This window comes from Sulfuricaulis sp., from assembly GCF_049587675.1.
Classification (GTDB): domain Bacteria; phylum Pseudomonadota; class Gammaproteobacteria; order Acidiferrobacterales; family Sulfurifustaceae; genus Sulfuricaulis.
Map to the genome: position 1 here is coordinate 1 of NZ_JBAVEJ010000157.1, position 23868 is coordinate 23868.

General features: G+C 58.2%; 19 protein-coding genes. 16 read left to right on the forward strand and 3 right to left on the reverse strand.

Annotated elements, in window-relative coordinates; all coding sequences use genetic code 11:
* A partial coding sequence (locus WB402_RS08145; protein WP_424206739.1) for an efflux RND transporter permease subunit occupies positions 1-183 on the forward strand: 183 nt, incomplete at its 5' end.
* Between the two features lie 113 nt (positions 184-296).
* Entirely contained in the window at positions 297-1184 is an 888-nt protein-coding gene (locus tag WB402_RS08150) for a fumarylacetoacetate hydrolase family protein (RefSeq protein WP_424206741.1), read from the forward strand.
* Positions 1185-1260: 76 nt separating this feature from the next.
* Here WB402_RS08150 and WB402_RS08155 read toward each other — a convergent pair whose 3' ends face one another.
* Positions 1261-2643: a sigma-54 interaction domain-containing protein gene (locus WB402_RS08155; protein ID WP_424206743.1), complete on the reverse strand. Its 1383-nt coding sequence runs from the start codon at positions 2641-2643 to the stop codon at positions 1261-1263.
* A 537-nt stretch (positions 2644-3180) separates the two neighbouring features.
* On the opposite strand from WB402_RS08155, the gene WB402_RS08160 reads away from it, so the two are divergent.
* From WB402_RS08160 to WB402_RS08205, 10 genes are all read left to right on the forward strand, one after another.
* Positions 3181-6111, forward strand: coding sequence for a hypothetical protein (locus WB402_RS08160; protein WP_424206745.1), 2931 nt, complete (start codon positions 3181-3183; stop codon positions 6109-6111).
* 170 nt (positions 6112-6281) lie between these two features.
* The gene (locus tag WB402_RS08165) at positions 6282-7739 is read left to right on the forward strand and encodes a peptidylprolyl isomerase (protein ID WP_424206747.1); all 1458 of its coding nucleotides are present in this window, start codon (positions 6282-6284) and stop codon (positions 7737-7739) included.
* Positions 7740-7776: 37 nt separating this feature from the next.
* On the forward strand, positions 7777-10125 hold the full coding sequence (locus WB402_RS08170; protein WP_424206749.1) for a hypothetical protein: 2349 nt from the start codon (positions 7777-7779) through the stop codon (positions 10123-10125).
* 77 nt (positions 10126-10202) lie between these two features.
* Positions 10203-10679 carry a TlpA family protein disulfide reductase gene (locus tag WB402_RS08175; RefSeq protein ID WP_424206751.1) on the forward strand — a complete coding sequence of 159 codons (477 nt, stop codon included), beginning with the start codon at positions 10203-10205 and terminating at the stop codon, positions 10677-10679.
* 54 nt (positions 10680-10733) lie between these two features.
* Entirely contained in the window at positions 10734-11642 is a 909-nt protein-coding gene (locus WB402_RS08180; RefSeq protein WP_424206753.1) for a D-hexose-6-phosphate mutarotase, read from the forward strand.
* 361 nt (positions 11643-12003) lie between these two features.
* Entirely contained in the window at positions 12004-14883 is a 2880-nt protein-coding gene (locus WB402_RS08185; RefSeq protein ID WP_424206755.1) for a molybdopterin oxidoreductase family protein, read from the forward strand.
* Between the two features lie 87 nt (positions 14884-14970).
* Positions 14971-15702: a 4Fe-4S dicluster domain-containing protein gene (locus WB402_RS08190; protein WP_424206757.1), complete on the forward strand. Its 732-nt coding sequence runs from the start codon at positions 14971-14973 to the stop codon at positions 15700-15702.
* A gap of 18 nt (positions 15703-15720) precedes the next feature.
* Positions 15721-16698, forward strand: a complete 978-nt coding sequence (locus tag WB402_RS08195; RefSeq protein ID WP_424206759.1) for a dimethyl sulfoxide reductase anchor subunit family protein — start codon at positions 15721-15723, stop codon at positions 16696-16698.
* Between the two features lie 17 nt (positions 16699-16715).
* Positions 16716-17348 carry a MarC family protein gene (locus tag WB402_RS08200; RefSeq protein ID WP_424206761.1) on the forward strand — a complete coding sequence of 211 codons (633 nt, stop codon included), beginning with the start codon at positions 16716-16718 and terminating at the stop codon, positions 17346-17348.
* A gap of 30 nt (positions 17349-17378) precedes the next feature.
* Entirely contained in the window at positions 17379-17843 is a 465-nt protein-coding gene (locus WB402_RS08205; RefSeq protein ID WP_424206763.1) for a thermonuclease family protein, read from the forward strand.
* A 103-nt stretch (positions 17844-17946) separates the two neighbouring features.
* On the opposite strand, the gene WB402_RS08210 is transcribed toward WB402_RS08205, so the two are convergent.
* A complete protein-coding gene (locus tag WB402_RS08210) occupies positions 17947-18522 on the reverse strand; it encodes a SprT-like domain-containing protein (protein ID WP_424206765.1) in 576 nt (191 codons plus the stop codon).
* Positions 18523-18727: 205 nt separating this feature from the next.
* On the opposite strand from WB402_RS08210, the gene WB402_RS08215 reads away from it, so the two are divergent.
* The 3 genes from WB402_RS08215 to cspE all read left to right on the forward strand — a co-directional run bounded on the left by WB402_RS08215 (position 18728) and on the right by cspE (position 21936).
* Entirely contained in the window at positions 18728-19516 is a 789-nt protein-coding gene (locus tag WB402_RS08215; protein WP_424206767.1) for a DUF3014 domain-containing protein, read from the forward strand.
* Between the two features lie 563 nt (positions 19517-20079).
* On the forward strand, positions 20080-21216 hold the full coding sequence (locus WB402_RS08220) for an AAA family ATPase (RefSeq protein ID WP_424206769.1): 1137 nt from the start codon (positions 20080-20082) through the stop codon (positions 21214-21216).
* Positions 21217-21732: 516 nt separating this feature from the next.
* Entirely contained in the window at positions 21733-21936 is a 204-nt protein-coding gene (gene cspE / locus WB402_RS08225; protein WP_372522531.1) for a transcription antiterminator/RNA stability regulator CspE, read from the forward strand.
* 148 nt (positions 21937-22084) lie between these two features.
* Here the strand turns inward: cspE and WB402_RS08230 are convergent, their stop codons facing one another.
* On the reverse strand, positions 22085-22405 hold the full coding sequence (locus WB402_RS08230) for a hypothetical protein (protein ID WP_424206771.1): 321 nt from the start codon (positions 22403-22405) through the stop codon (positions 22085-22087).
* A gap of 475 nt (positions 22406-22880) precedes the next feature.
* On the opposite strand from WB402_RS08230, the gene WB402_RS08235 reads away from it, so the two are divergent.
* Positions 22881-23621, forward strand: a complete 741-nt coding sequence (locus WB402_RS08235; RefSeq protein ID WP_424206773.1) for a Crp/Fnr family transcriptional regulator — start codon at positions 22881-22883, stop codon at positions 23619-23621.
* Positions 23622-23868: the final 247 nt, after the last annotated feature.

A 23868-nucleotide genomic window follows, 5' to 3' on the forward strand; every position in this document is an offset into this window, starting at 1 on the left:
CCCGGCGCCGAGCTGCGCGCGCCGATGGCGATAGCGGTCATTGGCGGCGTCTTCGTGTCGACGCTATTGACCCTGTTTGTGGTGCCATGCGTATACGAACTTTTATCCCGATTCGAGGGCAGCCGCGTCGCTTCGGCGAAACGGGAAAAGGAAATAGCGCAAGCCACAAAAGAAACGGGATAGCTGCCACATTTTCACTGCGGAAGTTTCCCCGGGACCTATATGGCCGCAACCGCAGATTAGTACTAGCGGATATTTCAGCGTATTCTCTGAAAAACTGAATCTGTCGTTCATCTATGCTCCTTGTTACATTTATAGAAAGTGGAAAGCGCCGACTTGGCATCCTCGACCGCACGCGCAACGAGGTCGTCGATCTATTCCGTGCGGCATCGGGACTGCCGCAAGACATGGCGGCGTTCATCGCGCTCGGCGAGCCGGGACTGGCTGAGGCGCGCCGCGCCGAGGTGAGCGGGGCGGGGCGTGTGCCGCTGGCGCAAGTGCGGCTGACGGCGCCGATCCCGAAGCCCGTTCGCAATGTCTTCTGCGTCGGCAAGAACTATCGCGAACACGCACAGGAATTACAAACGGCGGGGCTTAAAGGCGGTAGCGCAGAAGCAGTTCCCGAGCTGCCGATTTTTTTCACCAAGGCGACTTCGTCGGTGATCGGGCCGGGTGAGCCGATCCCGGCATGGCTCGACCCGACAAACACCACCGATTACGAAGGTGAGCTTGCGGTGGTGATCGGCCCCGGCGGCCGCGGCATTGCGCGCGCGGAGGCGATGCGCCATGTGTACGGTTACACCATCGTCAACGACGTCACCTCGCGTGCCTTGCAGCGCCGTCACCAGCAGTGGTTTCTCGGCAAGAGCCTAGATGGTTTCTGTCCCATGGGCCCGGCGATTGCGACGGCCGACGAGATCGCGGACGCGGGAACACTGCGTGTGCAGACGCGTGTTAACGGCGAGCTGCGCCAGGACGCGCCGGTCTCGGGGTTGATATTTGATATTCCGGCGCTGATAGAAACGCTCGCGCGCACTATGACGCTCGCGTCGGGTGACGTCATCGCCACCGGCACGCCCGCCGGTGTCGGCATGGGCTTCAACCCGCCCCGGTTCCTGAAGAAGGGCGACGTGGTCGCGATCACCATCGATCCCATCGGCACGCTTGAGAATCCCGTAGCGTGAGAAGACGTCACTGAGGCTCCGGCATTTGTTGACGAGGCCGTGCCAAACCGCGGTGGACCGGGTTGCGAACCTGACCTTATTCCACCACTGCGTGGGAATTTAGCTGATAGCGTTTGATCTTGCGATATAGCGTGCGCTCGCTGATACCCAGCGCCTCCGCGACGGCGTGCCGGTTGTGGTCGTGACGTTCCAGCAGCGTGGCGATATAGCGGGCTTCGGCGTCCGCCAGCGAGTGGGGCGCATCTGTTTCCATCGCGGCTACTGATCGTGCTGCCGGGGCTGGAAGGGCTGCCAAGTTTCTGTTGGTGGCACGTGGCAAATGATCATTCCCGCCAAGATGGATATGTTCGGGCGCAATAATTCCGTCCGGGCTTATAGCGCGGGCCTGTTCCAGAATGTTCAGCAATTCGCGCACGTTGCCCGGGAAGTTATAACCCATGAGGCGTTCCATCGCCGCCTTGGTGAGATGGCAGCGTTCCATCTTGTCCCGCTGGCACATACGCTTGATCAGCGCCTCTGCCAATGCGGGTATGTCCGTTCGCCGCTCGCGTAACGGTGGAATATCAATCTTGATGCCGGCAATGCGGAAATAGAGGTCCTCCCGGAAACTGCCGTCAGAGACCATGGCCATCAGGTTCTGGTTGGTGGCGGTGATGATGCGCACGTCAACTTTGATCGTTGATGTGCCGCCCAGGCGACGGAACTCGCCCGAGTCGAATACGTGCAGCAGCTTTACCTGCATGGACAAGGGCAATTCGCCGATCTCATCCAGAAAAAACGTGCCCGTGTCCGCCGTCTCGAGCAATCCTCGCTTGAGCCCCACGCATCCGGTGAAGGCGCCGCGCTCGTGGCCAAACATCTCGCTCTCGAAAAGCGTTTCCGGGATCGCCGCGCAATTCAGCTCGACATAGGGTTTGGCACGGCGTGCTGATTGCTCATGGATATACTGCGCGGCCATTTCCTTGCCCACGCCGGTTTCACCGTAAAGCAGCACGGGTATGTAGGATTTGGCAGCCAGCCTCATGGTCTCCACGGATTGCAGGAACACCGGAGCGTGCCCGACCATGCGCATCTCCTCGCATGACAGGTTAATCGGATTTGCCAGGCGATGGATGGTTTCGAGGACAAACCGGTCACCATTCGCTGTATCGATGGGATAGGCCTTGATGCGCACGCGGTCGGGCCGGTTGGCGTAATCATAGTGGGTATGCATGACCTCGAACGGGTTATTGGTAGTCAGCACCGCCTTATGCGGACAATCTTCTCCGTTCTGATGACAGGGGACGGGCGAATGATGCGATATGTCATGACAGCAACGTCCCACGACAGTATCCACATCGACGCCATAGGTGTCACAGTAGGCCCGGTTGGCGGCGATGATCCGGTAATGCTTGTCGATGACCACGGCGGGTAAATCTTGGGCGTTGATTAGCGACTCAATCACGGTATTCCGTTTCATAATTCCCTCCTGCAGTGCACCGCCGCTAGCTGTAAAGACACGGCTTGATTGCTCATTGTGCTATTGAGCGTTCTTGTTAACAGTGATAACCCATGAAGCTTCGATATTCCGGTAGATTGTCAGTAATAAATCCAAATTGACATTGCTGTCATGTGACTGACATGGATGTCATACGCCTGACTGACAAATTCGTCAATGCATTAATATATTTGCTGATTTCACGGCTATTTCTGCAAAAAATAGCTGGCATGCGGATTGCTTAAGTTTCAGAAAAGTATGACCACCACCATGGGCATAAACAAGAAGGAGGAGTAAATGGAACCGCATCTGAAGATCAAGTTTGGCAATCGGCTACTGGCGACGCTCGGGATGTTGCTGATATCGATGCTGGGATACTCGGGAACGGGATGGGCGGCTACCACGTCCACGACTGATGTGTCCGATACATCCGTATCTATTACATCTTTATCAACTCTATTCTCTCCCAGCCCCCCAAAGAGTACCGGGCCTACGATTCCCAAAAATAGCTTCAATATCATGATGAACTACGAACTGGGCATGCACTGCACCGGATTCGAGTTCTCCTATTGTTGCGTGCTTCCGCCGTACAATTCGATCCTGGCCCAGGTGGTCAAGACCCAGCAAGGTATTCTGGGAGCCAATGCATTCCCCAGACTGCTGGAGGGCGATCCCAATGTCGGTCGCGACTTTCTCGGCCGGCCCACGGTGCTGCGGGATACCGAGCTGGATTCGAACGGGAAGTTCAAGAAGTACGTATTAAGATACTGGCATGACGCCCAGCCGCGGAACGACGGACGCGGCGCGTTGCAGACCAGCACGCTCATCAGCCACGTGGAGGGCAACTCCCTGCTGATGTGGAACACCCAATTCGACGCCGCCGCCCCCGACAGCGGCAACAAGCTGATCTACGGCGACTACGGGTCAACGGTTGCTGCTGTTCCTCCTCCGGCTGCTAACGCGCATCAAGCTTCATCTCCTAAGAATAATGTCTTGCAGGGTAACGGCAGTTACGCCGATCCCGAGGATAACTATGCCAACGCGTGGTTGAACCATCTGTACATCTACGCCAACCTGGAAGGAAGTAATCCCACCGCAAACATCAGCGCCGAGAAAGACAAGATCCGCCTGGGTTTGCGCAATCAGAATGCGTCCACTGCATTTTCGACGGTTTTGCCGCAGAACAGCGGTCCCGCCTTCCATCCCATGGGACCCGGATCTGCACCGGGCTTGCAGAATGTCCTGACCTTCTCCGGCGACACGGGCACCGTGGTCTTCACCCAGATGAAGGTGCTGGAGAATCTACCCGTAATGCTGACCTCTCCGCGCATCTGGGAAGCCCTGGGCCTGCCGCTGGATCCTTTTGAAGACACCATCAACTTCTTCGGAGATCCGGGGAAGGTCACTGAGGAATCGATCCGGCCATATGTCCAGATGAAGGCCGCGCTGCATAACTACGATCCGAGCCAGCCGGGCGGCATCGGCACTGCCGTGTTGCAAAATGGCAAGCCGGTCATCGGCATGGGCGATGCCCCGATCGATATCCCCAACTGCGAGCGTTGCCATTCGCTGCCCGCTACCGTTGCCTCGCCGAACAACGCGAACCAAGGTTTGGGAGTCAGCGGAACCGATGTCTATCGTCCCTACACGGCGGCGAAGGTGCAGCTCGAGCTCGAATTCTGGAACGTGTATTACGACATCGATACCTCTGCCGGCGACTCCGACTGGTACTCGCGGTTGAAGGCAGCGGCGATCAGCATCCTGTCGATCCACGACAACGAGCACCGCACGGATTTCACCTTGAACTTTCCGCAGACGGGCGGGAATCCTCCGCAGCTCACCCGACTCGGGCATGAAAGCGTACTGTGCCAGAGGTGCCATGCGGATAACGTGATCGCTGTGGTCAAATCGGCGAGCACCAGCCGCGGCCTGATCCCGCCGCTGACCGAGGCCCTGCACAACAATCACAAAGATCTTCCGTTCGACGACTCGAAAGGCCGCAACGGCGCGTGCCAGGGCTGCCATCCGGCCCACCGCTCCGATGGCGATCTCAGCAATTATCCGATTACCTTGCTCGGGCTGAACAACTTTGCGAATGCGGACAACCGCGATGCCGCAGGTGGCTGCTTTGTGGGTCGGGACGTTCACTCCAACCCGGGCCGGGGCGCGGATTTGGGTGGAAAGATCCACTTGAACGCCATTGGCCAGTGGTTGAAAACTAACGTGGCCAACGATACGGGCCATGACAAGGGCATCTGGTGCACCAACTGTCACTCCCAGTTGAGTCAAGAGATCTGGCGCAACGAGAATATGGTCGACCTGATTCGTGGCGTGCCCGGAAAGCAGGCCGATGGGACGACGAATGCGGTGAATATCCGTGCACTGTCGTCGCTCGGCGCCATCGCCTCGGCGGTGGGTGTTTCGGAAGCGCAGGCCATCGCCTGGCTCGATCCCAAGAACAGCAATGACGACACGTATGCCGCCTGGAATGACGCGGTAGATTATCCGGACGCCAACGTAGCCACGATCGAGGTCAATGGTGGTGGGCCAGTAGTCACTTCCGACATCGATGGCGACATCAGCGTGCGAATTCTCGACTTCTGCACCACGTCCGATTGCGTAGCGGCGGCCCAGACGAAATTAAATAGCGAGGGCAATGGCAGCACCGCGGTACCCGTTCCGTTCCAGGCGGCGGACGATGCCCGCGATCACTGGCTGGCCCCCGGCGAGCCGCACTGCGCGGATTGCCACAAGGCGCCGTACACGGAGCAGAGCGGCAACATCAACGCCTTCCCGCCGTTCAACTACCCGCGCAAGGCCTCGCTGTTCCGCTACTCGCGCGGTCATCAGGACATCACCTGCCAAGGATGCCACGAGTCGACGCACGGACTCTATCCGGTCACCCCGAAGATCGACACCACCACCTATGCGCAGGCGGCCGGCATGAACCCGGATGGCAAGCATGGGCCGCTGAAGTGTGGGGCCTGTCATATCTCCAACAGCAAGGGCGTGGCATTGGCGACAAACAATATCATGTACAACGGAACGAAAATCGCCACTGACTTCGACTCCGCCGTCAGTTGGGCCCACACCTACACGGAAGAGGCCGACCCGAGGAAGGACGTGTGCGTGAGCTGCCACCGGGATCGTGCGGCGAAAGTGTCCGATACGAACGCGGGCTGGCTGGTGCACAGCGCCTTGGGTTTTGTGGCGCGGGGCGCCATGGACAACGTGGAGACCAGCCAGCTTGGCCACGTTTCCGGCGATCCGGCGTCCGGAAATCCGCTCCAGGGAGTCTGCAAGAGTTGCCACATACTTAAGGTCAACTTCAGCAACAAGGTTGCCTGCAACAACAATATATGGAAACAACACGTTCCCTTCGGTGCCGTTTCTCAGTCGGTTTGGGAATACGTATCGAAGCAGAAGACGGGTTCGACCTGCGGGTACTGAGCCTGCGGCAGGCTAGAGCAGTATCGGAGTTGTAAGCGATGGAGGGGAGGTAACTCCCCTCCATTTTTAGGGTTACAATCTCAAGAGCAAACCGGGATTCAGGCTGGCGGTACGTTTAGACCACTGCGCATATAAATTCTATAGATCAAACCGCGAGGCAAAGCATTCAAATGATAAACTCATCGAAAAACATCCTCGCAACGATGCTGCTCGCATTGTTTCTTTTAGGTACCGCTTTCCCGCTGGGCGCGAATGCTCTCGCGAAGCCTAAGGACGTCATCGCCAAGGTCGGCGACCAGACCATCACCTTCAGCCAGATCGACATCATGATCAACAGTTCCGACGTCGTCGGCATGCCGATTCCCTCTCCGGGGACTCAGGCCAGAAACGAAACACGGCTGCTGGTGCTCGACAAGGTGATCAGCGCCAATCTGCTGTACTTGGATGCCTTGAAGAAGGGCATACAGAATGACCCGGTTTACCAGCGCGACGTGGAAAACTTTTCCGGAGCCATGCTGGGTTCTCTGTATCGGCGAAATCTGGACAAGGACATCACGGTGACCGACGAAGAGGTCCGGAATTTCTACAAGAACAATATCGCCAAGGGCACGCCCTTCACGCCGGACGTGCGGAAGTCTATCGAAGCCCGACTCCGGGAAGGGCGGTTCAAGGCCAGGCAGGCGGATATGCAAAAGCGCTTGCGCGAAGGAGTGCAGATAGCCATCGATGCCACGAAACTGGATTCGAAAGGGGATGCATCGCGCGCCGGCACCGACGTCGTGGCCCGAGTCGGTCAGGAGACCATCACCTGGGGAGAACTCAAGCCGTCGCTGACGAATCTCAAAAATAGCGACTCTGAAACTGTCAGGCGCGATGTCCTGAACGAACTCATCGACCTGCGTGTCGCCGTGAACAAGGCCAAGGCTGCCCACCTGGATCAGGATCCGACTTATCTTGCCCAGGTAGGTGAATTCAAGAAAGTCCATTTGATCATCGTGTACAAAGCGAAACTTCTCCCGGAAATGGAGCCGACCGACGGGGAAGTCCGGGAGTATTTCGAAAAGAACAAAACAAAAATCCAGGTTCCGGAATCCCGGAAGATCCAGATGGTGGTCTTGAAGACCAAGGCGGAAGCGGAGGACATCAAGAAACAGATCCAATCCGGCAAGATCTCGATTTACGAGGCGGTCACGAAGTATTCCATCGATCCGAATGCAAAGCTGACCTTGGGGGAATTTGGCTGGGTCGCCAAGGGTAGCGGCTTTCCTGGGCTCGATCGTCTGACGTTCTCCCTGAAGCCGGATGAACTGGGCGGTCCGGTTGAATCCCCGGTGGGCTGGCACCTGGTGAAGGTCATGGGGGTCCGGGAACCCCGGCTTCAGAACATTGAAGACAAGGATACATGGAAGACGACCAAGAACATGCTTTGGCGCGAGCGGCGCGATCGGTATGTGGCCGACCTGAGGACAAAGAATGTCTTTCCGGTGGAAGTCTACACGGACAGGTTTCAGCAAATCGTCCGGCAGGAGGAAGAAAAAATAAGGGCCAACCAGAAGAAATCAGAATCGACCCCGTTGACTGAGCAGAAACTTCCCGGAAAGAGCGGCGTTAATCAGGTTAGCCAGTAAGTGTAATATCCTCGGGACGGGAGGATAATGGCGAACCATGAATCGCCGTCTGATTTGCTGCGGATTGTTTGCATTGTTCTTGTTTGCCTTTGCCGGCGTGATCCAGGCAGGGGTCATGGATTGGTTTCGCCGCGACACGCCACCTCCCCGGGACTATGTCATCCTCATCAATTACGAATTGGGGATGCACTGTACCGGTTTTGATTTCTCCTACTGTTGTATCCTGCCTCCGTACAATTCTATTCTCGCCCAGGTTGTGAAAACCGAGAGCAAAGGCGAGAAACCGGTGCTGCTCGGCTCCGACCCCCACGACCCCGAGGTGCTGGTGGACGGCGACAAACGCTTCCGGCTGGCCTACACCCATGAGGACCCGGAGGGTATACCTAATACATATTCGGCTGCCAAGAAGCTGGCCTACTGGGGAGTGGCGTATCGCGGCAAAGCGCTACCTGACCAGGAGTTCAGCAGTCTTTATATTTACAAGGATCTCGAGGGCTCCAATCCGGAGCACACCAGCGCCAACGCCAAGAAACTTCATGTCGGTATCGACACCCCGATCAAGATCAATCAGGGACCGACCGGCCAGTATGTGGGGAAGGGATTTCTGCGTTATTCCGGGACGACCGGAACCGTGGTGTTCGCCGATTCACCCGTCATGGAAAACGTGCCGATCACCCTCACGGGTCCCGGGATATGGGAGGCGCTCGGGCTTCCGCTCACGCCGTTCAACGATCAATTCACGGCGCTGACGACGCTGGACGAGACCATGTTTCAGCCGTTCCAGAAATCCGTGGTGACGCTGGTGGACGCCAAGACGCGCGAACCCGTGATCGATTCGTCCGGTCAGGTCGTGCGGTTTTTCGGGGTGAATCCCATCGACGTGCCCAACTGCACGCGCTGTCATTCGAACGAACGCGCCAATGGCAACAAATATTCCAAGTACAAGACAGAGCACGATTTCTGGAAAGAGATGCGCGGCACCGGCGAGTATTACGCGCAAATCAAGGCCGCGGCGATTTCGATTCTGGAAATTCATGACGACCATCACGGCACGAACTTCCTGGCCAAATGGCCCGCAAGTTCGAGCACGTATCTGCGGCTCGGACGGGATTCGGTCCTGTGCCAGGATTGCCACGCGGACAATATCATCGGCCGGTTGTCATCCCGGAAAGCCGGCGCCATGGAGAAAAGTGATATTCAGCCGAAACATCCCCGGCTGCCCGATCCCGATCACCTGATTTCGCCCCTGACTGAAGCGATTCACAAGAGCCATCAGCGCCACAATCCACTCCCCGACAGTCTCGGTTTTGCCGGCGGTTGCCAGGGCTGCCATCCGGCGCACCGCAGCGACCGTACCATGAACGATTTTCCGCTGACGGCGGACGGGAAAAACCAGTTCGCCTCCGGAGACGTGCGCGACGCCAAAGGTTGTTTCACCCGTCGCGACGTGCACGGCAATCCCCGTCGACACCAGGACGGGGCCGAGACCCCGAGTTATCTCAACGCCGTGGGCAGCGCGCTGCTTTCCGAGGTGATGAACACCAAGGGAAACGACAAGGGCTTATACTGCACCAACTGTCATAACATGCTGTCGCGCGAATTGTACAAGGCGGATCATCTTACCGACGCGGTGACGCAGACAGGCCGGACGCTTCGTAACCAGCCGCTGGCTCCGATGGCCGCCGCCCTCGGCATTTCGGTGGAGCAACTGAAAAGGGACTACCTCAATCCCAAAAGCCCGATGCAGGGAGAAGATGTTTCCAGCGGCGTCTACCGTACCTGGGATCGCTCCGGGCAGACCCTCGCCGCCGTCGGCCGGATCAAGGCGGATACGCAGGGAAAGCCGGTGCTGACGGTGCCCGATGAAGACGGCAACCGGTCTGTCATTATTGTGGACAAAGACCCGGACGGGACCGAAGGCGTGGCGGCGTCGTATGAAGCGGCCACCCACGGCAAGGATTACTGGCTGGCACCCGGTGAACCCCACTGCGCCGATTGCCATCGACCGCCCTTCGTCGAAAGCATGGGTGGCGGCGCCTTTCCCCTAGACCAGCCGGGGAAGTACGCGCTCATGCGCCACTCCAAGGGGCACGCGGGAATCACCTGCCAGGGTTGCCATGAATCGACTCACGGTCTTTATCCCGTCAACCCGGAAGTGGATATTTCCAGTTACCAGCAGGCGGCGTTGTTGAATCCCGATGGCTCGCATGGCCCGGTGAAGTGCGCGGCCTGCCATACGGTCAACAAGTACGGTGTGCCTTCTCGTCATCAGGAGCTGATCGGCAAGAAAGGGCCGACCTGGGATAACTATGACAAAGCCGTCGAGCTCCAGCATGTGCTGCGAGCTGGCGCCGGACCGACACCACGTGATAACGAGCGGAAGTAATCAGAATAACGTTTTGTGAGTCAGAGATTGAAATGAAACGGTTTCTTATAGTGTGGCTGCTTTGCCTGGCGCCCGTGATGACAGTGATGGCGGAAGGAAAGACGGTCTTTTCCATGCCAGACACGAATGGCAAGGTCCACACGCTGTCGCAATATGCCGGGAAATGGGTGGTCGTCAATTACTGGGCGACCTCTTGCCCGCCCTGCATTAAAGAAATTCCGCAGCTCACGAAGTTTCACGAAAAGCACAAGGATCACGATGCCGTTGTGTTGGGCGTCGACTTTGAGGACATTTCTCTGGCTTGGCTGAAAGATTTCATGGACAGCATGTCCATGAGCTATCCGGTGTTGCCCTCCAACCCGTCGCAACAGGTTACCCCCTTCGGCGCCATTATCATGTTGCCTACCACTTTTATCATCTCTCCGGCCGGTGAACTCGTGGCGCAGCAGGGGGGTGCCGTCACGGCCGCCGACCTTGAAGCCTTCATCAAGCGCCAGACTGAGGCCGGCAAGGCGAATGCACCTGCGAAAAAACTCAACACCAAAATTCATTAACCTTCCCCGGCAGCCAACAATAACGCTATAACATATTTTCAAGGACTAAGCGGTATGACTGATTTATCGACGTTGAACGCGCGTTTCGGCCTTTCCGGTCAGGTGGTTTTCAAGCAAGGCTCAGGCGGGCTGGACGTGGTGGAAGTGGTCAATTCCCGGGGCAGTGCCACCGTGGCGCTGCAAGGCGCGCAAGTGCTGACCTGGGCGCCACGCGGGTCGCCGCCGGTGATCTGGCTGTCGCGCGCCGCCAAATTCGCGCCTGGCAAATCGATCCGCGGTGGCGTACCGGTCTGCTGGCCGTGGTTCGGTCCGCATGCGACCGTGGCCACGCTCCCGGCGCACGGATTCGCGCGCACCGTGCCGTGGGTAGTAATCGGTGCACAAACCCTGGCGGATGGCGCCACGCGTCTCGACTTTCGCCTCGTCTTGAACGAGGCCTCCCGCGCCCAGTGGCCGCATGCCACGCTGCTCGAAAGCCACATAACCGTAGGCGCGGCGCTCGAGATCGATCTCGTGACGCGCAACGCCGACCGCAGCGCCATCACCATCGGCGATGCGCTGCATACCTATTTCGAGGTGAGCGACGTGCGCCAGGTGAAAATCCGCGGTCTCGAAGGCTGTCCTTATCTTGACAAGATGGACGGCGGCAAGCGCAAGACGCAGACCGGACCGGTGACGATCGGCGCCGAAACTGATCGCATCTACCTAGATTCCAGCGCGGATTGCCTGATCGACGATCCCAGCCTGAAGCGTAGTATCCGTATTCGCAAACGCGGCAGTCATTCAACCGTGGTTTGGAATCCGTGGATCGAAAAGTCGCTGAAGATGGGAGATTTCGGCGAAAACGGTTACCTTAATATGCTGTGCGTGGAAAGCGCCAACGCTGCGGACGACGTAGTGACCATCGCGCCGGGTGGCGAGCATCACCTGTGGGTGCGCTACGAGATCGAACCAATGAATTGAGCCGGGATTGCTATAACACACTAAACCCGGTGGAATTCCACGGTAGTCGCACTAGTATTTTTTGTCGCCGCATTGAATATTGTTATTGCGGCGGCGTGAATCGATATCATAAAGTGGAGGCACTTAAAGGGATTGATCCTTAATCAAGCGACGCTGGCCGCCGCAATAACAGGCAATCTTATGAATTTTAATTATTGATCTGGCACACGAAAATCTGGAGATGTTGGCTGTATAATTAAGTTGTTTTCGTTTCAATTGCATTTGTGCCGGATCAATAATTGCGCCTACTGTCAGGGCTTAGTATCGTTGCTGACGTCAGTATCCTTGTGTCCGACAATCTTTCTGGATTGGCCCAGCTCTCATGACCCAAACTTCCTCCGGCCGTAGCGAGGTCAAGAACACCACTTGTTACATGTGCGCCTGTCGCTGCGGCATCCGCGTGACCCTCAAGGACGGCGAGGTCCGATACATCGAGGGCAATCCCGATCACCCCATCAATAAAGGAGTGATTTGCGCCAAGGGCGCCTCGGGCATCATGAAGCAGCATTCGCCCGCGCGCCTGACCAAACCTCTGCGGCGCAAACCCGGCAGCGAACGCGGTGCCAACGAGTTCGAGGCCATTTCCTGGGATGAGGCGTTCGCGATACTGGAAGAGCGGTTGGCAAAGATTCGCGCCACCGACCCCAAGAAGTTTGCGCTGTTTACCGGCCGCGATCAGATGCAGGCCCTCACCGGCCTGTTCGCCAAACAGTTTGGTACGCCCAACTACGCCGCCCACGGCGGCTTCTGCTCGGTCAACATGGCCGCGGGCATGATCTATACCATTGGCGGATCGTTCTGGGAGTTCGGTGGACCGGACCTCGAGCGCGCCAAGCTGTTCGTGATGATCGGCACCGCCGAGGATCATCACTCCAACCCGCTCAAGATGGCCATCTCCAAATTCAAGCGTAATGGCGGCAAGTTCATCTCGGTCAATCCGGTGCGCACCGGCTACTCGGCGATTGCCGATGAATGGGTGCCGATCAGGCCCGGCACCGACGGGGCGCTGTTTCTCGCGCTCATCCACGTGCTCATCAAGCAGGGCCTGTACGACCGCGACTTTTTGGTGCAATACACCAACTCCGCTCAACTCGTGAACATGGACAAGAACTCGAGCGAGTACGGCATGTTCGTGCGCGCCGAGGTGCCGGTCGAGGAGGGCTGCTTCGATCCGCAAAACAAGCTGTGGTGGGACCGCCATGCCAACAAGGCCGTGGTCACGCATACCGCGGGCGCCGATCCGTTTCTGCGCGGCGGGTTTGTGTTGCCCGATGGCACTCCGGTCAAGCCGTCGTTTCAATTGCTGGTGGATCGCGTCAAGAACTACACGCCCGAGTGGGCCAGCACCATCACCGGCATTCCTGTCGAGACCATTACGCGCCTGGCCAACGAGATGGGCGTGACGGCGCGCGATCAGAAAATCGAGCTGCCGATCGCCTGGACCGACATCTGGGGCAAGGATCATGAGGTGGTCACCGGCAATCCGGTGGCCTTCCACGCCATGCGCGGGCTGGCCGCGCATTCGAACGGTTTTCACACGATACGCTCACTGTCGATATTGATGAGCATCCTCGGCACCATCGACCGGCCGGGCGGGTTCCGGCACAAGGCGCCGTTCCCGCGCCCGATCCCGCCCTGCGCCAAGACGCCGAAGGGCCCTGAAGGCGTGCGCGCGGGCAAACCGCTGGATGGCATGGCGCTCGGCTGGCCGGCCGACCCCGATGACCTGTTCGTCGACAAGGATGGAACGCCGGTGCGCATCGACAAGGCGTTCTCCTGGGAGTATCCGCTGTCGGTGCATGGCCTGATGCACAATGTCATCACCAACGCCTGGCGCGGCGATCCGTACCAGCTCGACACGCTGATGATCTTCATGTCCAACATGGCGTGGAATTCGACCATGAACACGGTCGAGGTGCGCGAGATGCTGAACGACAAGGACGAGCACGGCGAATACAAGATTCCCTTTATTGTCGTGTGCGATGCGTTCCAGTCGGAGATGGTGGCGTACGCCGACCTGGTGTTGCCGGATACCACCTATCTGGAGCGCCATGATGTCATGAGCATGCTCGACCGGCCGATCTCCGAGTTTGAAGGCCCGGTCGATTCCGTGCGCATCCCGGTGGTGCCGCCCAAGGGCGAGTGCAAGCCGTTCCAGGAAGTGCTGATCGAGCTCGGCTCACGCCTCAATTTGCCGGCGTTTGTCGATACGCGCGGGCAGCGCAAGTTCAAGAATTACCCGGACTTCATCATCAATTACGAGATCGAGCCGGGATCGGGCATCGGCTTTCTTGCCGGCTGGCGCGGCAAGGGCGGGGAGAAATTCATGAAAGGCGAGCCGAACTCGAACCAGTGGCAGATGTATGAAAAGAACAACTGCGTGTTCCGTTACGAGCTGCCCAAGTCCTTTCAGTACATGCGCAACTGGAACAAGGGTTACCTCGAGTGGGCGCAGCGTCACCGGCTGACCCGCTATGCCGAACCGATCCTGATCCATATCTACTCCGACATCCTGCAGCAGTTCCGCCTCGCCGCGCAGGGCAAGACTCAGGGCAAGCAGCCGCCGCCGCATCTGCGCAAGCGCATCGAGACCTATTTCGATCCGCTGCCGTTCTATTACGAACCGCTCGAAGCCCAGTTGACCGACAAGCAGAAATATCCGCTCAATGCGGTGACCCAACGGCCGATGGCGATGTACCACTCGTGGGATTCGCAGAACGCCTGGCTGCGCCAGATTCATACGCACAATTATTTATTCGTGAACCCGAAGACCGCCGCATCCCAGGGAATAGAGGATGGTGACTGGGTCTGGGTAGAATCGCCCTGGGGCAAGGTGCGCGGCATGTGCCGTTACAGCGAAGCAACCGAGCCCGGCACGGTGTGGACCTGGAATGCCATCGGCAAACAGCCCGGGGCGTGGAATCTCGAACCGAGCGCGAACGAAGCCCGCCAGGGGTTTCTCCTGAACCACCTGATCTCTGAGGAACTGCCGCCACAACCGGAGGGCGAGCACCTGTCCAATTCCGATCCGGTCACCGGCCAGGCCGGCTGGTACGATGTGCGCGTACGTCTTTACAAAGCCGACCCGGCGGAAGAAAAAGTGACCTGGCCGCAGTTCGCGACGCTCACACCGGTACCCGGCGAGGAGCCGCGTCGCAAAAACTGGCTGGCCTACGTGGCTGGCAAAATGATGGGAACCTAATCATATGAAAGAACGAACGGAGCGCAGCGGAGTAGGGCGCCATCTTTTGAAAGGACGAACGCAGCGAAGCGGAGTAGGGCTACCTTTATGACTCAGCTCGCACTGGTGATCGATCTCAACGTGTGCGTGGGCTGCCATGCCTGCGTCACGAGCTGCAAGGAATGGAATACTTCGGGGGCAGCCGGCTATATGTCCGATGATCGTCCGTACGGGCAGGACCCGACCGGCACTTTCTTCAACCGGGTGCAGACCTTCGAGGTCGGCGAGTTTCCGAATACCGACACCGTGCACTTCCCGAAGTCGTGCCTGCACTGCGAGGATCCGCCGTGCGTGCCGGTATGTCCCACCGGCGCGAGCTACAAGCGCCCCGAGGATGGCATCGTACTGGTTGATTATGACAAGTGCATCGGCTGCAAGTACTGCGCGTGGGCCTGCCCCTACGGCGTGCGCGAGATCGACGAGCATCAGAAGGTCATGAAAAAATGCACCTTGTGCGTGGATCGCATCTACGACATGTCGGTACCCGAGTCGGAACGCAAGCCGGCCTGCGTGCTTGCCTGCCCGACGAACGCGCGCCTGTTCGGCGACGTGCACGATCCGGAATCGGCGGTGTCGATTGCGATCAGCGAAAACGGCGGTTACGCGCTCATGCCGGAGTGGGGCACCAAGCCGGCCAACCATTATCTGCCGCGCCGCAAGACGCGCATCAAGATCCACGCCGACGAGCTCGTGCGCGCCGATAATCCGCTCAAGAAGGAGGGCGTGTTGCCCAAGCCGGCCATCAGCGAGCCGTCGCTCGACGATGTCACGAGCTGGTAGCGCCACGGGAAATCGGATATGCACCCCGCCTTCTCGGTTATCTTTCTGACGACGTTGATTGGCACCGGCCAGGGATTCTTTCTGGCGCTTTACACCGAGCAGGTCTATTCGGTGGTCGAGTTGCTGCCGCCGCAACCGGCCAGCTTCTACACAATCGGCAGTGTCATCGCGCTGGCGTTCCTGATCGCCGGGCTGGTCGCATCCTTCTTTCATCTGGGTCACCCGGAACGCGCCTGGCGTTCGGCGGTCCGCTGGCGCACTTCATGGCTGTCGCGCGAGGTGATCGTGCTGCCGGCGCTGATGGGCGCGGTGGCGGCCTACGGCCTGGTTCATCATTACGAATGGGATCTGAATATAATCGGCATCAAGACATCGGCCCATGGGGATCTTTCGCTGGTCGTCGGCGCCGGGGGCGCGGCGCTGGCGTTTCTGCTGTTTCTGTGCACCGGCATGATTTACGCCTGCATCAAGTTTCTGCAGGAGTGGGCGTCCTGGCTGACGGTCGTCAATTACACGCTGTTCGGGTTGGCCTCGGGTTTCCTGCTGGCGACTGCGTACGCGGCGTACCGGGCGCCGGAGCTGACTTTCTTCTACGGTGGCTGGACTATTGTTGCCACGCTGGCAGTTATGGCGACGCGCGTTGTCTCGCTGATCCGCAACCACCGTCTCAAGCACAAGTCGACGATCCAGACGGCTATCGGCGTGCGCCATGCCCGGATCGTACAGAAGTCCCAGGGTTTCATGGGCGGCTCGTTCAATACACGCGACTTTTTTCACGGCGTGGCGCCAAGGTTGTTCCGCTCGATCAAATGGATATTCCTGGTTCTGGTGTTTCCGGTGCCGCTGGCGTTGTTGTTTGCCGGGATGATCGATCGCAGCGTGACGCTGATCACCGTCGCGTTTGTCATTCAGTATCTGGGCCTGCTGGTGGAGCGCTGGTTCTTTTTCGCGCAGGCCAATCACCCGCAGAATTTATATTATCAGACGATCTCCTGAGCCGGCCGCCTTCGCTCGTGAAAAACTGGACGGATTACATCCACATACTCACGGCCTTGCTGGTGATCACGAATCCGATCGGCGCGCTGCCTGTGTTCATCACACTCACCCGCGATCAGGCGCTGGCCGCGCGCAAGAATACGGCGCGCATCACGGCCACTGCCGTTGCCGTCGTCCTGGTCGTGAGCATGTTCCTGGGCCAACCGCTGTTGCACTTCTTCGGCATCGGCTTGCCATCGTTCCGCGTTGGCGGCGGCATATTGATCATGATAATGGCTATCGCCATGCTGCGTGGATATCCGGGCGAAACCCGGCATACGCCCGAGGAGCGCATCGGCACAGACGACAAGGACAGCAACGCCGTCGTGCCGCTGGCGATCCCCGTGCTGGCCGGTCCCGGCGCCATCAGCACCACGATCGTGTACGCGCACCAGGCCCGCACCGGCTGGGATATCGCGTTTCTGCTGTTCGCGGCCCTGCTGGTGGCGGGCAGTGTCTGGGCGGTCCTGGCCCTGGCGGAACCCATCGCCAACCGGCTCGGACACTATGGCATCAGCGTCGCGACTCGAGTCATGGGGCTGATCCTGGCCGCCGTCGCGGTCGAATTCATCGCCGGCGGGCTGATACAATTGTTTCCGGGTCTCGCGTGATTATTCCGCGCGGAAGGTGTCGGCAATGTCATGAAATATCTATCTCTGATGGCGGCTTTGGCGTTGAGCCTGATCTCACTGCCGTTGGCCACGACAGTTTCGGCGGCGGACATTTCCGGTTACGCGTTTGTACAAGATGACGGCTCGCTGAGAATAAGCGGCCGCATTTTCCGATTGTTCGGCATATACATTCCGCCGACCGCTCAGTCTTGTCGCAGCTTCGAACGACCGGTTATCTGTGCGCCGCAAGCGGCTCTTGCGCTCGATTTCAAGATCGGGGCCGATTTTGTCCACTGTGAACCAAAGTCGAAAAACGAAGACGGCAGCGACGTAGCGCTCTGCCGGGCAGGCGGCGCCGATTTAAGTGTCTATTTACTTGAGCGTGGCTGGGCATTAGCGCTGCCGGATGCGCCGTTTGAATATATCGCGCTCGAGAAGATCGCCCGCCACAAAGGCATAGGGGTATGGGGCCTGGCGGTGGAAAGAGCGCGGTAGTCCCTGCTTCCGCGCCCAGGCGGATAAAGCTACTTCTTCCAGATTGGATGGAGATAGTTTCGGAGTGAATAACCCGGCGCGCGCTATGTATGCGGCCGGAGTCTCATACCTCGATTTCCCGTCCAACGCGCGGTTCTTCGATATGCGAGAAGACCAGGGGCTGGCGGCAGCGGCGGCAGAGGTAGAGTTGTCCGCGCCGGGCGTTGTTATGACGACGCGTAGTAAATGTATGTCCCGCGTTACACCCGCAGCGGTAAAGATACGCCGTCGTCAGGCTGGGACGAACATCGTAATTGTGGCAGCGTAGCGGCTCGAGCCCATAAACCTCCCGCATGATCGCGGCCCACTCCACGCCGTGCGGTGCGATGCATTGGCCGTGCACGCGATAGGCGATGAGGTGACTCACCTCATGCGGGAGAGTGTTGAGCAGAAAGTCTTCGGCATTTTGATCCAGTAACCGGCGGTTGATGCGAATCGCATTTCGTGTCGGGTAGGCCACGGCGGCTGCCATCCCGCGCAGGTTGAAGGCGAGCTGGGCACGCTCGAAGCGACGCTGGAAATGAATCTCGGCGCGGCGAAAGCAGGTGTTGACCGCGGCACGCACGCGATTCTCCAGTGACTCCATTGCGTCTTTCTCCCCGGCGGTTTCGGCGGGGACCAGATCCAGGGTTAATTGCAATTGTGCCATCCAGTGACCGGGCTGATGATGGGTGAATTATGCGCACTTGTCCCGGTTCGTTTCAATCTGTCAGTTTGAGATACCGCTCTCTAAAATAAAGTTCTGATCAGGCCAATTTCGGGGCTCTTGGGTTATCCTCCTCGACGTCGTAATATGGACGCGGCTGGGATGCCAGGCAAAACCCTTCGATGACGGATACCCGCTCATGAAAAACACAATGTGGTCAGTAGTGGTGCTCGTGATATTGGGCGGCATTGCCGCCGCTTATTATTATTGGCATTTGCAGGCGACACCGCCACCGGCGCCCGTGTCGCAAACCGAAGCACCGCCGGCGCCCGCCAAGGCCGAGCCGGCGATACGCCATCCGGTTCAAGCGGCTCCCTCCGCCGGGGAACCTCTGCCGCCGCTGGCTGAGAGTGACGCGGCGATGCGGGACACGCTGGCGGAACTGTTTACCCGGAAATTGGCCGAAGAGGTTTTTGATCTGAAGGATATCGTCCGCCGCTTTGTCGTGACGGTGGACAATTTGCCGCGCAAGAAAGTGCCGATGCAATACCGGCTTTTCAAACCGGTACTGGGCAAGTTTCTCGTGACCGGCGAAGGGGAAAACTTTCTGGCCAGTCCCGAGAATTATCGGCGCTACACTCCATACGTCTTTCTGACGAATGCCATCGATACCCGGAAGCTTGTCGCGGTGTATGTCCACTTTTATCCGTTGTTTCAGCAGGAATATCAAAACCTGGGATACCCCAAGGGATATTTCAACGACCGCCTCGTGGAGGCAATCGACGATCTGCTGGCGGCACCGGATGTTCCGGGGCAAATCAAACTGGTCCGGCCGAATGTTTTGTATCAGTTCGCGGATCCCAATCTGGAGGACCTGTCGGCCGGTCAGAAGATCATGATCCGCCTGGGCAGCGAGAACGCGGCCAGGATCAAAGCCAGACTGCGGGATGTCCGGCGCGAGTTGACTGGCCAGGATCTGAAGCCGTAACGTCCGCGTTTGCTCGAATCATGCTCCTGCCTGACCGGCAGGCATGAGGCGCTTACAGAAAATCCGCATCACGCCTGATGAATTTCTGACGGACACGCGAGGCGTTGATGGCGCGGGGCCCGCGCCACGTGCAGATTGTGCCGGTATTTCTTGACATTTTTCAGCGAGCCCATAAACTTTCTCGCGATTGCTTCCCTGGAGGTTCAACGGATTGGCCAACACGGGTCTGCAAAGCAGCATCTCATCGGTGCGTCCGGTGTGGCGAGGAGTTTCCTCATCCGCCGCCGCTTAACTGGCCTCGTCGCACCGTCACGCCCCGACCGGGGGCGATGTCTTTCCCATCTTTCCCATCACGTAGTTTTTTCCACCGCCGGTTTTGCGGCCGCAGTCGTTTCTGTTTACCCCGGACGCGTTGATCCGTTGTTATTTCGAATATCGCATCAAACCGAATCGCGCTCCGCGATACCCTGGCCGCGATTGCCGGTCATCGGGCGGAGCGCAAGAACCGGGGAGCAAATCATCGTTCCCTTTTTTATTGACCGAAAACCGGAGGTGCATGCTCTATGAAGATCATTGCCGTTGCCAATCAGAAAGGCGGGTGCGGGAAAACCACCACTGCCATCAATCTTGCCGCCTGTCTCGGAAAGAAGGAGCAACGTGTGTTGCTCCTCGATCTTGATCCTCAGGCCCATGCCTCGTTGGGATTCGGGGTTTACAGCGACGATGCACGTGATCTGTATGATGTTTTTACCGGCGAGGTAAAGCTCGAGGACATTATCATACCGGACGTGTTCGCGGGGGTGGACGTGGTGCCGGCGACCATGACGCTGGCGGCAGCGGAGCATCTGCCGGTGCGCAGCGACGCGCGCGATCACCAGCTCAAAATTCATCTGGCCGGAATCAGACACCGCTACGATTACGCGGTCATCGATTGTCCGCCCTCGATGGGCCTGTTGTCGCTGAATGCGTTGATGGTGGCTGATCTGGTGCTGATTCCGATTGAGATGAGCCTGTTCGGTCTCAACGGCATCGACTACATGTACGAAACCATCAGGCGTCTCGGAGAACGTCATGGGCGCAAGATTTCGATTCGCGTGGTGCCGACGCTGGTCGACAGTCGCACACGCCTGTGCCGGCAATTCCTGCATGAGGTCGGTGAGCGATTTGCGGACGATGTTTCATCCGTGATGGTCCAATTCACGGTGCGCTTGAAAGAGGCCGTGCGTCAGGGCGTGCCGATCATCGCCTACGACCCCACCTCGACCGTGACCGTGCAATACCTGCGCCTGGCCGATGAACTCATGTCGAGCCTGCCGGGACAGTCGCAGACGGAATCAAAGCATGAACACGCGGCGCACGTCGCCGGCATGAAACACGCCTTCGAGGAGGCCAGGGCGCGAATCAACACGAGCGACGCGCGGCAGAAAGTGACGCTGCGGCTTTTCGGTTACGCATCCAGGGACGTGCAGATCGCCGGCGATTTCAACGACTGGACGCCGGACCGCGGCGTGATCACGCGCACGGCGGGCGACGACGTGGAGAAAATCCTGATGCTCGCACCCGGGACTTATCAATACCGTTATATCGTCGACGGCGTGTGGCAGGAAGATCCGTCGAACCCTGAGCAGTTACAGAATTTCTCGGGAGGTTTCAACTCGATCCTGCACGTGGAGGAACAGCACGAGGAAATCAGTGCCTAGGGAACCGCTGAATAAATTCGTTCGTGGCGAGCCCGGTTCGACTGGCTCACCGCAGGCTTCGACCCGTTGGTGCCGGAGCTTGTTGAAGTGCGAAAAGTTTCAGGACAGCTCTGTCGAATCGCAAAACCTTTACAGCACACCAGCTTGATGACGGCGTTGCGTCCGCGACGCGTGGCGCGGTTGACGTCATTGAATTATGATTTCATCTGGCAAAATTCTTTCCCAATCTGATCTCGGGTTAACTCTCTGATCTTTAAAAGATTCAATAGCCGTGAGGGTCATGTCGATGGCTGCCAATGGCGCGCGGTGAGGTGTACCGCGAAGATGTCCATTTGCCACGGGTTATCCGAAATAGCACTGGCGGGAAGGCCATATTCATGTATAGTGGCGCTGTTGCAGTACAGTTCTTGTAGTCAGTACGGTAGCTCTTCCGCGCTTTTTCGGTAGCCAGCCCCGCGTTAGCTTTCAAGGAATGAACTGCATACCATCGCAATTCAACCAATAAGAGGAATTTCCGTGAATACAGGTACAGTAAAGTGGTTCAACGACGCCAAGGGCTTCGGCTTCATCACCCCGTCTGACGGCAGCAAGGATGTCTTCGTGCATCACTCCGCCATCCAGGGTTCGGGCTTCAAGTCCCTGACCGAAGGACAGCAGGTAAAGTTTGAACTGACTCAGGGCCCGAAGGGTCCGTCAGCGGCAAACGTTCAGCCTGCCTAAGACTTAAACTACTGCGCAAGCAGATTTGAGCGAAAGACCCCGCCGACTGGCGGGGTCTTTTTTTTGAGTCGAGTATTGTTGAAAACGGGAAATTGAGCGGCACAAACAGAAACCCCGCCAACTGGCGGGGTCTGTTTTTCTGTGGTGCTCAGCCGTTGGAGGCGTTGGTGGCGGCTGCCGGTTTTCGGCCGCGTGGACTCCAGATGGATTGCCCGGTCAGTCCGCGGGTATTGAGTTGTTCGGCACATTGTGCGGCGTACGCGAGCACGTCTTTGCGCGATCCGCGGCGTTGCCCGGCGATTTTGGAGCGGCCGCTGTCGAGGACGTAGCGGTACCAGTCCTGTCCGTCGCTGCCATCCGGCGCATCGGTTTTCTCCACGCTGGCTACTTTAAAGGGGCGCAGCTTGGCCTGGTGTGAAGCGGCTATCATGGCCGGGGATTTAGTTGCGTCGGTCGTTTCTTGAGTCATGTGCGTCCCTGCGGCTGAATCGCGAGTGGTTAACGGGTACTGCCATTCTGGGAATTACCGAAAAATCCGGGCCGACCGTGCTATGTCGAAAACCCGAAAACGCAGTGTACCACATTATTTCACCCGATGGGACCCTGAAACGCGCCAGTTCAGTGCCTGCGCCGGTCTGTCAGCGTTTGGGACCATGAAATATCCCCTTCAGCAGCGCAATCGGGGCGCGCTCCCCCGCTGATGCCGAACTGAACCCAATTCGGGCTCGGGCAAGAAGCCCAAGGGTTTTGGCAGTAATTTACCTTATTGTTCATGGGCTAATAATCCGCGAGTGGGGTGAATTGACGTGACGCAATGATATAAATGTGGAATTCTGGTGTCGTAACAGGAACCTGAGAGGAATTTCGCGAGCAGCGTGCCTGTTTCGGATAGTACGCTTTAGCCTAGGAGTAAGGTCGTGAAAAAGCGAGTGGGAGAATGAGCGATGAACCATAGAATTCTCAATTCTTGCCAGGTTAGACCGACATGGCTCGGCAGATCGGATTGCCGGAGCTGTAAAATTTTCAAAGAGGTGCTGTTCAGCGACCTGTCAAAAAAAGAGCTCGAGACGATCATCCAGGGCATATATGAGCCCATCGATGAGTTCAACTATGCGGAAGGCGCGGTTATCTACGAGGAGGGTTACGAGGACAATGCCATCTACACCATCCGTGACGGACTGGTGAAACTGGTGCGCCATCAGTCGGATGGCGAGGGGCGGATTATCCGCCTGATGAAAACCGCGGACACCATCGGGCTCGAGCGCCTCCTCGGACGTCCTTACGGGCATACGGCGATCGCCCTTCAACCGGTCACGGCGTGCCGGATTCCGATCGGGGTATTGCGGCAATTAGGCGAGGAGAAACCGCGCTTTTACCGCAAGCTGATGGAGCGCTGGGCGAACGCGCTGTTTCAGGCGGATGACTACATCATGATGCTGCTTTCCGGCACGGTAAAGCAGCGTGTGGTGCAGCTCATCTGCTGGCTCGGTGAAATAGACCATGCGCACAAATCCAGAGTGGTGATGCTGAATGGCAGGGACATCGCGGCGATACTGGATATCACGCCGGAGAGCGTCAGCCGGATCCTGGCGGAGCTGAAGCGCCAGAATATTCTGCGTCCGCGCACCGACGGCTATTATGAGTACGATGCCAAGGCGCTAAAGGAATATTCCGCGGCGGCTTGACTATCAGGCGACGCTTACCCGAAGCAGTCATTTCATCCCGCTTGCCTGCAGCGCCACCCGCCATTACTTCAGGCGGAAAGGTATTGCGCCCCTTCCAGCAGTAACCGAACAATCCCGCTGACCAGCAGCGCCACGCCCACGGACAACGATACCGAAAACAACGCCTCCTTGCGGCCGATGGTTTTCAGCATGACCGCAAACGTCGACACGCAGGGGAAGTAGAAAGTCAGGAACAGCAGGAACGTCA